Genomic DNA, 12,617 nt, shown 5'->3' with positions numbered 1-12,617 from the left:
GCTTATAGCTGTTGGCCAGGCTGGGCGACCCGATTTTCGATCGCTCCAACTCCGTCGATTTCGCAGCGGACCATATCCCCTGGCTGTAGGAATTTCGGCGGCTGCATGGCGACGCCTACACCGTCAGGAGTACCCGTAGCGATAAGGTCTCCAGGCTCGAGCGTGAATGCCGTCGAGAGATAAGCGATCTGCTCCCATATATTGAAAATCATTTCGCCCGTCGACGATTCCTGGCGGACCTCTCCATTGACGAGGCAGCGCAGTGTCAACGCGTGCGGATCGTCGATCTCGTCGGCCGTAACGATCCAGGGGCCGATCGGGCCATGGGTGTCGAACGATTTGCCGACCGTAAAGGTAGGGGAGTGAAACTGCCAGTCCCGGGCCGAGACGTCGTTCGCCACGAAATAGCCGAAGACATGGTTTGGCGCATCGGCCACGCGCACATTCCTGGCCGTATTTCCGATCACCACGCCGAGTTCGACCTCATAGTCCAGTTGGGTCGAAACATGTGGATCGATGGGATCATATGGCCCGGCCAGGCAGGTTGTCTGCTTGTTGAACCAGAATTGATGCGATACAGGCTTGGCGCCCAGATGTTCGGCTTCCTCGACATGCTTTCGATAATTCATCCCGATCGCCATATATTTACCGGGACGTTCGATGGGGGCGAGGAGGCGCACTTCGCCGAGCGGGATCGTTTCGTCTGACTGGGCGACAAACGCGGCGACCCGGTCGAGTGCGGCCTGTCCGCCCTCGATGATGGCCAGCATCGTCGGGAAATGATCGCGAAGAGCGGTGAGCGGCAAAATCGCCCCTTCCTTGAGCACTCCGAGCCCGACGCGCCCAGCGCTCTCATATCGCAGCAATCGCATATATGCCTCTCCTCGCCATGTGTTTGATCCCTCCTATCAAATAATATATTATACTACAATATATATTTTATTGTCGTGCCCAGCACGAGGCGCGCAAAGCGTCCCGTTGAACCCGTATCTTGATGGTGGAAAGCGGGGCGGAATTATGGCAATCATACATGATGGCGAGTAAAATATATTTGGATTCGGATAGGGTGGAAGAGGCGAGGGGAAAGAGTCAGTCCGCTTATGCCTATGAGATTTTGCGGATCAGAATTCTGAGAGGGGTCCATGCCCCCGGCGAGAAACTCAGGATTCAGGAATTGGCCACAGAGTTCGACGTCAGTCCAGGTGCGATGCGCGAGGCTCTGTCACGTCTGGTTCCCGAACAGCTCGTGGTTGCGCGTGAGCAGCGCGGGTTTCACGTGGCTCCACTGTCGATCGAAGATCTGGAGGATTTGACCGATCTGCGCTGCTCGATCGAGGCTATCGCCCTCAGGCGATCGGTAGAACGCGGTGACGTCAACTGGGAGGCGGGTATATTGGCGGCCGCACATCGTCTTCGCGGAACCGCTTACCCGCAGAACTACGATCCTGTCGCCGAGGAAGAGTGGCGCCTTCGGCATACGGCCTTTCATGCGGCACTGGTGGCCGCCTGTGGAAGTCGCCGACTGACGGCTTTGCATGCGCAGCTGTACGAGCAGTCAGAGCGGTACAGGAGCCTGTCGGCGCCTGCCGAGCCAAATAGAGACGTCGAGAAAGAGCATCACGCATTGGTCGATCTGGCGCTTGCGCGTGATGCCGATGGTCTTGTGGCCGCTATGGAACATCATCTGCGATTTACGACGCAACTGGTTGTTCAGTCGTTCAATCAGCGCAGCGAGCAATTGCAAAAATAAATATTTATTTATTCAAAAAAGTGTTTATCTCTCGAAGCAAGTTGGTGGAGAGGGAAACGCAATGGATGGTCGCAATCCATCCGGATGGCTGGAAGACCGTCCGTTAAGCCGTCACCAGATGGTCAACATCCTTATCGTCATACTGCTTTCCGTGCTGGACGGATATGACGTCCTGGCGATCAGCTTTGCCATGCCGGCGCTCAGCACGGAATGGGCTATCGGCAAAGCTGCTGTTGGCCTTCTTCTGGCAAGCGGACTTGTCGGCATGGCGTTCGGGTCGTTCATTCTCGCTCCGCTGGCCGATTTGTACGGCCGTCGTCGATTGGTGATCGCCAACCTTGTGACGATGATTATCGGAACGGGACTTTCAAGCGCCTGTCGGACGGTCGAGGAGCTTGCCTTCTGCCGTGTCCTGACCGGGTTGGGGATCGGCGGCATGGTGGCGGTGATCATTCCGCTGGCCTCCGAACTGGCCAACCGCCGCAGGCGAACGCTGGTGCTGGCGATCGTCGCTATGGGCTTTCCGATCGGTGGGATGCTGGGCGGTCTGGCGTCGGCGATCCTTTTGCGGAATCACGGCTGGCCGGCCGTTTTCCTCGCCGGCGCTGGCGTGGCGCTGATAATTCTACCCGCCGTCATTCTGTTCCTCTCCGAGTCGCTGAGCTATCTTGCCGGAAGCCAACCGCCGGATCAGCGGCTTGTTCGTGTAAATGCCCTGTTACAGCGCTTCAATTGCCCGCCCGTGGCAGACATCCCCGCTCCGGCACCTGTCCGGCGAGGATATGCGCTGCTGTTTGCTCCGAACCAGCGTCAGCAGGTCGTTCAAATGTCCGTCGTCAATCTTTGCCTGGTCATGGTTGCCTATTATTTCTCAACCTGGCTGCCACAAATGATTGCAGACACGGGCTTTTCGCCCGTGGAGGCCAGTCTTGTATCGTCGGCATCGAACATGGCCGGAATAGCTGGAGGCGTATCGCTTGGTATCGGGGCTCGCCGACTTGGGTTGCGGCCGATTGCCATAGTCGCGATGCTCGGTGTTGCCCTGTCCGTTGGGGCGCTTGGTCTGTCGCCTGCCTCTCCATACGCGCTTTTTGGTGCAGCGGCGCTGTGCGGTTATTTCGTGTTCGCGTCAGGAGCGGGCATTTACGCTATCCTGGGTACGGTTTTCGTTCCGGAGGCGCGGGCGACCAGCAGTGGGTTTGTGATCGGAGTGGGGCGGATCGGAAGTGCGATCGCTCCAGCTATGGCTGGCTGGATGTTTGCCGCCGGCCTTGGCCGCGCCGAAGTCTCCGCCGTTTTTTCCGTGATCGCCTTGTCGGGAACGCTCGTCCTTATTTTGGGGAGACGCCTCTTCCAGCCGACATCCTGAAGGATCGATAGCCGGGTCGAGTCTCTATCTAAATATAATATATTTTATATCAGGGATATTCTGTTTTTATTTTCCGTATAAGAAAATAATTCCATTAAATACAGATATTTAATGGAATTAAGCGGCCATATTCCCGGAAATTACAATCCTTGACACATAAAAATATATTTATTATTGATTTAAAAAGACGCATCGCCGACGGGGCAGCCCCGAAACCCCATCGTCAGGTGGCTGTTCCCTCGGATAGGCGCGTCGATCCATAACAGAATTCGAAAAAGAAACGGCATAATGGGAGGAGGGCGGCATGCGACGTGCAATATCAACCATAGCAATAGGTCTCACCTGCGTTTCGGGGCAGGCGCTGGCGCAGGCAGACCAGTCGCGCGGTGCGAGCACCGGGGACAGTATTGACGAAATCATCGTAACCGCGCAGCGCCGGGAACAGAATCTCCAGACCACACCTGTTGCGGTTACCGCCTTGTCTGCCGAACAACTGGCCGGCCGCGGCGTCGGGGATCTGTCCGGCCTGGTCAACGTGGTGCCCAGCCTGTCCATGAGTGCGCAGACGGCGTCCCAGGGAGGTAACGCTGCATCCTTCGCCATTCGCGGGCTCGGCCAGCAGCGGGATGGCAACGGCACCCAGCCCGCCGTCGCGATCTATATCGATGATTTCTATTATCCGACCATTGCCGGCAATCTTCTCGCCGCACTCGACGTTTCCGGCATCGAAGTCCTTCGCGGCCCGCAGGGTACGCTCTTTGGGCGGAATGCCGTCGGCGGCGCTATCCGTTACCAGACGCGCAAACCCGACGACCAATTCGGGGGCACTGTTGCCGGGACGATCGGCAGCTATGGTCGTGCTGATCTCACGGGCGTCATCAACGTGCCGCTAGGAGAAAAGCTTGCCGTGCGGGTTACGGGAGCGCGGCTTGAGCGCGACGGCTGGCAGCGCCGGATCATCGACAATGATCGGAATGGCGCGATGTCGGACAGGCTGTTGCGCGGGCAGGTCCGCTTTAGGCCGGTAGACGATGTGACGGTCGATCTCAGCCATGAATATACCAAGAGCAGGCTAGACGGCTATACCGTCTATATACCGACCATCGGCGTCACGCCGGGGCCACTGGTGCCGACGGCGTTCGGCAGGCTTTACAATTTCTACGCCGACCCCGACTATACGCAGGCCTACGCATCCGTCAGCCCGAAGCTCGCTTATGGCGCATCGCCGCTGAGTTCGGACGAGAGCCGCGCGCACAATACCCATCTCGTGGTCGCCGCCGATATTAGCGACGGCTTGCAGCTCAAGCTGTTGTCGGGTCGGACGATCATCCGCAACATATATGCCAACGATGCCGACGGAACGCCCCTGCCTGTACTTCTGGCAATTGGGGACAATCGTATCGCGAACTGGTCGCATGAATTGCAGGCGATCGGGAAGTCCGGGGCGCTCAATTATACCATCGGGGTCTATCACTATATCGAGAAATTCAGCGGCCATGCGGGCTTCGTCTCCTACAATCTTGCAGGCGCGATAGGCAGCACCGCCGTCAATCTGAACCAACGTGGATCGCAGTCTGACTCGGTCTATGCCAATATTTCTTATGACCTTTCCGGGCGGCTGACCGTCACGGGCGGCCTTCGCATCGGTCGGGAAGAGGCCAGCGCGGCCGTCAACAACGGTGTCGAGAGCAACAAGCACTGGAGTCAGTTCCTGCCGATGCTGCGTGCGCAGATGCAGTGGACGCCCGATGTGATGAGCTATATCGGGATCAGCAAGGGTTTCAGGGCTGGCGGCTATAACATTCTGCCGACAGGTGCGCTGATTCCCTTCGGTCCTGAAACAGTGTGGACGGGCGAGGCCGGCATGCGGTTGCAGACACTCAACAACCGGCTGCGGTTCAATCCCACCATTTTCTACACCGACTATGACAATATCCAGCTCCAGCGTATTCCCGCGGTCGGCCCGCCCGCGCCCATCCTCGAAAACGCCGGCAAGGCGCATATCTATGGCGCGGAGCTCGAGACCCAGCTCAATCCCTTGCCTGGGCTGAGCCTTACCGCGGCCGTTTCCTACCTCAAGGCAGCCTATGACAAGGTCAACACGACTTTCATCACAACCGCTACCCCGTTGCCTCGCGTGCCGAAATGGAAAGTGTCTCTGGGAACGGCGTACAAGTTGAAACTGGCCAATGGTTCGAGCGTCGATTTCAATGCGGACTACAGCTATACGGCCGCACAATGGGGATCGGACGTCGACAGCAATCGCCTGCTGCTTCCCAGCTATAGCCTCGTCAATGGGCGCATCACCTATCATCACAAGGACAGCGGCTGGTCGATCGCCGGTTTCGTTACAAATCTGACCAAGGAAGTCTATTTCAACGGCGCGCTGAACTTCATACCGAACGCGGGCAACCTCACCTATAATGTCGGCCGCCCCCGTGAATTTGGTGTCGAGATGAAGGTGCAGTTCTGATGTTGAACCGAAAGACGTGCCGGAGCAATCGGACGCTGCCGGTCGGCTGAAGGCAGCAATTCTATAGAGGTAGGTCACGCAGATGGACGGTGTTCTTATGGTATGTGCACCGCCATCTCATTCAGATGCCATACGAAATCCGCTCGTTCGCGACGTCGGCGAATATTCGTCGCGAACGGCGGCTTCGTCGGACATCATAACGGCACCAGCTGGTCGGTCCGATTACGTCTCTTCCCCCCGTCGGAAGGTCGGCTCCAGTGACGCGATCAGGCTTTCAGGCCCCTATCATCGAGTAATTATAAATATATACCGGAAATTAAATTGAAAATTTCCTCATTCCTTGCAAAGGACGTCTTCTATCGTGGCAATGTCAAGTCCAGGCCGAGCATCCTGGCAAGGGTGAATGTGACGAACAGCAGGCCCAGGAGCGATAGCAATAAGATAGCAGTTATCTTGCTAACAGTGATTAACACTTCACCCTTCTGTGTCTTTTTATCCTGATCGTAATGCCACTTGATGGCGAACAACATACCAGTACCGAGTACAACAATCTTGAATGTTATCAAAACAATGGGAATAAAATTCATTATTTTAATATGTCCCGTTAATAAGAAAAATATCTATTGATATTATCGTCTTCAAGGTCGGATTCTATTTTGTGATATCTCAAGAAAACGGCGATGAACATTGGACATAATGCCCGCCCTCGAATAAGGATCGTCGTGATGGTGTGGGCGGCGCTCCGCCGCCTCCAGCCTTGCCGATAGCGGGGTCTCCAGGCCCTGATCGGCACCTCCCGACCAATGCCAGACAAATGTCGCGCGCTCGCGGGCGACGGCGACCGCCGTAACCGTCGCGCAAACCGCAGTCATTGAGCCCCTGTCGCCCCTTCTTCGTTGTTCAGCGACGTGTTTCCGGTCTCCAGATAGCGGCCGTGTCATGACCGCGGCAAGGCCCCCGTGGCGCCAACGACAGCGGCGCGCCCCAAAATTGGACGTTCGGGTCGCATAGCAGGAAGGCGTTTCACGACCTTTCTGCATTGCTGCAAAAGTGGATCACGCGACCGAGCGCTGACGCGCGTCGACGACTTTGTCCCAGATCTGCGGCACTTGCGGCACGTTCAGGGCGAAGACCGTGTCGAACAGCTCGGCGAGATGATCGGCGTCGCTGACGACGGTTTTCTCGGCGCCGCCGGGAGTGACGCGCCGAAGCACATCGTTCTGCAGGGCGAAGTAGCCATCCTCGACATGCCGGAAAACGGCAAGCGCATTTCTGAAAGGCGAGCCGACGTCATGTACAAGCCACTCCATCGACCGTTGCAGGGCCGCTTCGTCACAATAATCGGGCTTCAGGTCGATTGTCCCCGCAATCCCCTGTTCGTGGTTGTGCAGGCGCAGCCAGCCGGCTTCGGCAAGGTCGATGCGGAAGGCGAAACCGCGCTGCTCGATTTCACCAAGTGCCATCGGCACCGGATCGATCAGTGCATCGGCGACACCCACCTCCGCGAGATAGGGGCGTTCCAGATCCACGCGCAGCGTGAGGTGATTGCCGATCGCCGCGCTTCCGAGTTTGGGCAGATCGACGCAACCGGCCAGCCGCATCACCTGAAAGCCGAGGGCCTGTAGGGCGGCCCCGAACAGGCCGTTCATCTCGAAACACCAGCCTCCGCGACCGCCGTGGACGATCTTGGCATGCGCCGCAGCAGGGTCGAGCGATACCGGCCAGCCCATGAAGCAGTCGATCGCTTCCCAGGTGACCGTGAGGAGATGCGCGCGGTGAAGCCGGGTCAGGCCTTCACGGTCTATCGTCACCGGACCGTCGACGCCGATCCTGGCAAGATAGGTCTTAAGCTGCGTTTCGGTCAAAGCGAAGCCGCGGGCGGCGGCGTGCGGATCGGGAAGGGAAAGGGCCACGATATTCATCCTCCGGTCATCTCGATGACAGGGATGTAGAAAAATGCCGCGTCCTTGGCTTCCTAAAAGGATGAGCAAAGGTTGGCGGTTTCCTAAAAGAATATTAAAGCGCGACTGAAACGGAAGGGAGTAGGCCGGATGATGCTTGACGATACCATCGTGGCATTTCTGCACCGGCCGTTGATGTGCATCCTGGCCGGCAGCGATGCGAGCGGTCGTCCGGCTGCCGGGCGTGGGATCGGAGTCATGGTGAGCGACGATCGCGAGACCCTCGGCATCATCCTGTCGGCCTGGCACTATTCTGCCCTTGCCAACGCCGTCGCGCAGACCGGAAAGCTCGCCGCCACCTTCGTCAGTCCGTGCGACTACGTCACGTACCAGTTCAAGGGCCGGACGCACCTGCGCGAAGCCGGCCCGGCAGACTTGGCCCGAGCCGAAACATTCATTGCGGACGCGACGGCTTCGCTCTCCGCGCTGGGCGTGCCGCGGGGCATCATACCGCAATGGATGACGACGCGCGACGCGCGTGTGGCCATGCTCGCCGTCGCGGAATGCTATGTCCAGACGCCCGGGCCGCACGCTGGAATGCGTGCCGACGCTGCGAATGGTGCGCCGACGCTATGACCCTCCGCCTCGCCGACCTCTCGGCCTGCTTCGACGGGGTCATTCCCTCGATCATTGCGACCGCCGCCGCCGATGGAACACCCAACGTCTCGTATCTTTCGCATGTGGTGCGGGTGGACGACGATCACGTCGCCTTGTCCAACCAGTTTTTTGCCAAGACCGCGGCGAACATTCGCGCCAATCCGCTGGTGACGCTGATCCTCGTCGATTGCTTCACCGGGGAAGAGTATCTGCTCGACGTCCGCTTCGTGCGCTCGCTTGATTCCGGGCCCTTGTTCGAAGGGATTGCGCGCCATCTGGCCGCAAGCAGCGCGCAGATCGGCATGGCGAACGTCATGAAGCTGAAAAGCGCGGACATGTTCCGCGTGGAGGCGATCGGCATGATCCCTTCGCCGCTCGTCCCCACCCGTTCCGAGACCGGAAAGCCCATCATCGGCCTGACCGCGCTTGCGGCGGCAGTGCGCAGCATCGAGCGGCAGGAGGATATGGGCGCGGTAATCGAGCAACTGCTGCAGAATGTTCGGCGCCTTCTGGATTGCCGGCACGCCCAGATCCTAGCTCCCGATACGACCGGCGGCAGCCTGATCACGATCGGCAGCTTGGGCTACGACAACTCTGGCATCGGATCCGAAGTCGCATCGAACGAGGGGCTTATCGGTCTCGCTGTATCGTCCGGCAAGATCGCCAAGGTAAGCGACATGAGCCGGTTCCGCCGCTTCGGCGATGCCATCAAGGCGACCGATGGCGGCGATGAAGACCGATCCCGCAATATCACCAGACCGAGCTTCGACGGCGCGCGGAGCCAGATTGCGATACCTCTCCTGACCAATAATGAAGTCGTCGCGGTGTTACTGACGGAAAGCGAGCGTCCCGCCGCGTTCGGAGCCGACGAGGAGGCGGCGCTCGAAATGCTCGCCGCGAGTGCAGCACGCGCGATGCGTGGGGCCGAGAGTTTGGCGGCGTCCGCGCGGCAGGAACCGGCCCCGGATCACGCTGTCGCGACGCCTTGCGCCACCGATTCCGACGTGATCCGGGTGGTTCACCACCGTTTCGACGACAGCGTGTTCGTCGATGACGCCTATGTTGTGAAGGGCATTGCCGGCGCGATTCTCAGGCAAATGCTCGAATGGCACAGGGATCAAAGACGCATCGACTTTTCCAATCGCGAGCTGCGTCTCGCGCTGGCTGCCCGGATGCCGGATTTCAAGGACAATCTGGAAACGCGACTACTCCTTCTTCGCCGGCGTCTCGACGAAAAGGAGACCCCCCTCAGATTGGCCAAGACCGGCCGGGGTCAATTGCGGTTGCTCGTGCCCGATCTTGCTTCGGTGGAAATGAGGCACGACTAGAGCGAATTCCGATCTGATTGAATCAGATCGGCCGCTCTAAGTCTTTTATTTGCCGCGATTTCTTAACCGTCAGATGATGCCATCTGACTGGAAATCGCTCTAGTGGCGTCGACCGAGGGAAGGATCAGGGTCAGAACTTATGGATGTGAGGAGGCGGATCGGAATCAGCCTCCGCGAGGAGACTGAAGATGAGCGACCTGTACGACTGAACGACCAGCAGATGTCCCTCCTTCGGCGGCAGAGTGACGGCCAATCATTATGGTCCCATTTGCCCCACCCTGGGGCACGCTCTACTCCTGACATCCGGTGCATTTTGCTTTGATAGAATCCGTCCTTCGAATCAGCGTTTCGGGTCATTGACTCCATAAGGGATCGGTATCCATGCATAGCCGTCCCCGTCCGCCCGGACATGACCGATACCGGGGAAGGAAACATGATCAAAGGCGAGCCAATAGCCCCGCCGTGCCGCGTCATCGAATAGCGCCTTGCGTTGCTCTGCCGCCGCCTTCTGATCAACGTCAAACTGGACCGACGCATCGGGCCGGGCGAACTGGACCTCTGCAACATGCACGGTATCGCCGACCATCAGCATCTTCTGCCCCGCGCTTTCCAACGCGAAATAGCTGTGGCCCGGCGTGTGGCCCGCGCCCTTGAGCGCGGTGATGCCGGGGAATAACTGCTCGCCCCATGCGAATGTCCTGATCTGCCCAGTCGGAATATAGGGTCCAATGCATGTGCGCGCCTGATCATAGACATGTTTCAGGGGTTCGACCGCCCTTTTTGCCGCGTCTTCGTCCATCCAGAAAGCATAGTCAGCTTCGGGTATGTAGATTTTTGATCTGGTGAAGACCTTTTTGCCATCGAACATCAGCCCGCCGGTATGATCGGCGTGGATGTGGGTGATCAGAACCGCGTCGATATCATCAGGTGAGAAGCCTGCAGCTTTCAAATTCTCGATCAGCCGCCCGCCATCCCGCGGCTTGAACAGGTCGCCCGCTCCCGTGTCGATCAGAATCCGCTTGCCGCCTGTCTCGATCAGGAAGGCGTTGATCGACAATTCGGTCGGCTGTTCACGATAGGCATCGTGCAGCATCTTCGCCACCAGCTTCGCATCCAGCCTGGTCACCAATTTTACTGTGTCGCGAAACGCCGTGCCGTCGGAAATGACAGTGATGCGCATATCGCCCAGCGTGACCCGGTAATAGCCGATCTGCCGTCCGTTCTCGGCCGAGGCGGCCGTGCCTAGCAGCGAAAGCCCCGCCGCTGCCAGCAAGGCGGTCAAACGAACTGCCATTCAAAACCTCCGTCGCCCCTGCGTCGGACCTCGCCGACCGCGCTTTCCGGGAAATGGGTGCTGAACAGGCGCGCATTCTCATTTGCCGCATAATCGAGCACCCATTTGCGCGCCGTCCTGGCTTCATCCTCGAACGCATCGAACATCGAATTCCACTCGGGCTTGAATATCTGAATAGGGTGATGCAGCGTATCGCCCGGAAAGATCGCCGTCTCGCCGCGTGAAGTGACCGTGATCGATGCATGATCGATGCTGTGGCCCGGCGTAGGCTGGAAGGCGAAACCTTCCAGCACCTCCGAGCCGTCGACCTCGATCAGTTCGGCAACCCCGGCGTCTACCAGCGGAAGCACGCTGTCACGCTGGACGATGAAGCTGGTCTTGTTGCGATCATTATGATGACGCTCATCGGTGAAATATTGCAGTTCCCGGCCTGAGAACAGATAGCGCGCGTTGGGGAAGGTCGGCACCCAGCGGCCGCCTTCCAGACGCGTGTTCCATCCCACGTGATCCACGTGCAGATGAGTCATCAGCACATAATCGATGTCCTCGGGCTGGGCGCCGGCTTTCGCCAAGCGTTCGAGGAACGGCGTGCTGAGACGGTCGAAGCCGGGAGTGAAGGGGCGCGGTTTGTCGTTGCCTACCCCGGTGTCGATCAGGATCGTCCAGCGTGGCGTTCGGACCAGCCAGCTATGCACTTGCATGTACAGGTTCTTCCGGGCCGGATCCATCGAACCGGGGGTGATCCAGTCCGGATGGCGGACGAGGATATCCGAATCCCATTCGGGGATGACGACCGCGGCCGGAAAATCCTCAAGGGATAATTCAGGTATCCGGGTGACGGTGATGTCACCGAGACGATATGTGTCGAAGCTAGTAGGCTCTTCCATCGCCTATCTCCTCATTTTAGAAATATGCCGAATGGTCGTTGAGCCGTTCGCGTGCGATAATACTGCGCTGAACCTCGGAAGTTCCCTCCACCATGGCAAGAACCTTGGCTTCACCCAACAAGCCGGACACGGGATATTCCTCGAAAATCCCATAGCCGCCGTGGACCTGGACGGCCATGTCGGCGGCGCGTCCGGCCAATTCGCTGGCGAACAATTTGGCGGCGGAACTGTCTACCCGGAAGGGCCGATCCGCATCCGCCCGATACTAAGCGTCGTCAGGATCTGCCTGAGGCCTTCGCCGCGCTGGCCGACCATGGCCGATGCCGGCACGTGGCAATTGTCGAAAAACAATTCGACCGAATCGGCGATGCGCCAGCCGATCTTCCTACCGTGGGAACCGATCGAGAAGCCAGGCGTACCCACCGGCACGACGAAAGTGGATAGCCCGCGCGGCCCTTTGTCGGGATCGGTCACGGCGACAACCGTTGTAAGCCCATGCAGCGGCGTTCCTCCGTTAGTCGAAAACAGGTCCGGGCCGTCAGTCGTCAATCCGCCAAAAAACATCGTATATTTCCGATGAATCATTGACGCGCGACCATCATATCGGTTATCTCCGATGGATGAAGTTCGACACCGCGCTCACCGTCCTGGCGGCTCTTTCGCACCCCACGCGACTGGCGACGTACCGCCTCCTCATCCAATGCGAGCCCGAAGGGCTGTCGACCGGGCAACTCGTTGAGGCGAGCGATCTCAGCCAGAGTACCTTCTCCACCCAACTGGCGGTCATGGCGAAGGCCGGGTTGGTCGTCTCGGAAAAGCGGGGGCGCCAGCAGATCCAGCGCGCCAATATCGACACGTTGCGCGAACTGATGCTCTTCCTGGCAAAGGACTGCTGTCAGGGGCGCGCCGAACTGTGCGAGCCGTTGCTCGCCGAACTCACTTGCTGTTGAAGGATCGG

At 58.7% G+C, this 12,617-nt stretch carries 12 protein-coding genes; 6 read left to right on the top strand and 6 right to left on the bottom strand.

The window, feature by feature from the left end; genetic code table 11:
• Positions 1-2: 2 nt before the first annotated feature.
• Positions 3-872, bottom strand: coding sequence for a fumarylacetoacetate hydrolase family protein (locus tag CAF53_RS20555; protein ID WP_100239416.1), 870 nt, complete (start codon positions 870-872; stop codon positions 3-5).
• 158 nt (positions 873-1,030) lie between these two features.
• Between CAF53_RS20555 and CAF53_RS20550 the strand changes: the two genes are divergently transcribed.
• From CAF53_RS20550 to CAF53_RS20540, 3 genes are all read left to right on the top strand, one after another.
• Positions 1,031-1,750, top strand: coding sequence for an FCD domain-containing protein (locus tag CAF53_RS20550; protein ID WP_046764363.1), 720 nt, complete (start codon positions 1,031-1,033; stop codon positions 1,748-1,750).
• On the top strand, positions 1,650-3,119 hold the full coding sequence (locus CAF53_RS20545) for an MFS transporter (protein WP_100239415.1): 1,470 nt from the start codon (positions 1,650-1,652) through the stop codon (positions 3,117-3,119). Before CAF53_RS20550 ends, CAF53_RS20545 begins: the two co-directional genes overlap by 101 nt.
• 304 nt (positions 3,120-3,423) lie before the next feature.
• Positions 3,424-5,592, top strand: coding sequence for a TonB-dependent receptor (locus CAF53_RS20540; RefSeq protein ID WP_100239414.1), 2,169 nt, complete (start codon positions 3,424-3,426; stop codon positions 5,590-5,592).
• Between the two features lie 1,055 nt (positions 5,593-6,647).
• Here the strand turns inward: CAF53_RS20540 and CAF53_RS20530 are convergent.
• Positions 6,648-7,505, bottom strand: coding sequence for an arylamine N-acetyltransferase (locus CAF53_RS20530; protein WP_242443541.1), 858 nt, complete (start codon positions 7,503-7,505; stop codon positions 6,648-6,650).
• A 138-nt stretch (positions 7,506-7,643) separates the two neighbouring features.
• Between CAF53_RS20530 and CAF53_RS27615 the strand changes: the two genes are divergently transcribed.
• Together CAF53_RS27615 and CAF53_RS20520 are read left to right on the top strand one after the other, a co-directional pair.
• Positions 7,644-8,129, top strand: coding sequence for a pyridoxamine 5'-phosphate oxidase (locus CAF53_RS27615; protein WP_046764358.1), 486 nt, complete (start codon positions 7,644-7,646; stop codon positions 8,127-8,129).
• Positions 8,057-9,478: a GAF domain-containing protein gene (locus CAF53_RS20520; protein WP_242443562.1), complete on the top strand. Its 1,422-nt coding sequence runs from the start codon at positions 8,057-8,059 to the stop codon at positions 9,476-9,478. The genes CAF53_RS27615 and CAF53_RS20520 overlap by 73 nt, the downstream gene beginning before the upstream one ends.
• Positions 9,479-9,818: 340 nt before the next feature.
• Here CAF53_RS20520 and CAF53_RS20515 read toward each other — a convergent pair whose 3' ends face one another.
• From CAF53_RS20515 to CAF53_RS27605, 4 genes are read right to left on the bottom strand one after another with little or no spacing between them, the layout of a single operon-like run.
• Positions 9,819-10,772: an MBL fold metallo-hydrolase gene (locus CAF53_RS20515; RefSeq protein ID WP_100239410.1), complete on the bottom strand. Its 954-nt coding sequence runs from the start codon at positions 10,770-10,772 to the stop codon at positions 9,819-9,821.
• On the bottom strand, positions 10,757-11,659 hold the full coding sequence (locus tag CAF53_RS20510; protein WP_100239409.1) for an MBL fold metallo-hydrolase: 903 nt from the start codon (positions 11,657-11,659) through the stop codon (positions 10,757-10,759). The genes CAF53_RS20515 and CAF53_RS20510 overlap by 16 nt, the downstream gene beginning before the upstream one ends.
• A 16-nt stretch (positions 11,660-11,675) precedes the next feature.
• A complete protein-coding gene (locus CAF53_RS27610; protein WP_052757453.1) occupies positions 11,676-11,873 on the bottom strand; it encodes an acyl-CoA dehydrogenase family protein in 198 nt (65 codons plus the stop codon).
• A 17-nt stretch (positions 11,874-11,890) separates the two neighbouring features.
• A complete protein-coding gene (locus CAF53_RS27605; RefSeq protein ID WP_197707501.1) occupies positions 11,891-12,223 on the bottom strand; it encodes a hypothetical protein in 333 nt (110 codons plus the stop codon).
• Positions 12,224-12,279: 56 nt separating this feature from the next.
• Here CAF53_RS27605 and CAF53_RS20500 point away from each other — a divergent pair, with 56 nt between their 5' ends.
• Positions 12,280-12,609: a metalloregulator ArsR/SmtB family transcription factor gene (locus tag CAF53_RS20500; RefSeq protein ID WP_046764354.1), complete on the top strand. Its 330-nt coding sequence runs from the start codon at positions 12,280-12,282 to the stop codon at positions 12,607-12,609.
• Positions 12,610-12,617 lie beyond the last annotated feature (8 nt).

It is taken from the genome of Sphingobium sp. LB126, from assembly GCF_002795205.1.
In the GTDB taxonomy this organism is placed as follows: Bacteria; Pseudomonadota; Alphaproteobacteria; order Sphingomonadales; family Sphingomonadaceae; genus Sphingobium; species Sphingobium chungbukense.
This window is presented reverse-complemented; position numbering and strand designations above follow the sequence as displayed.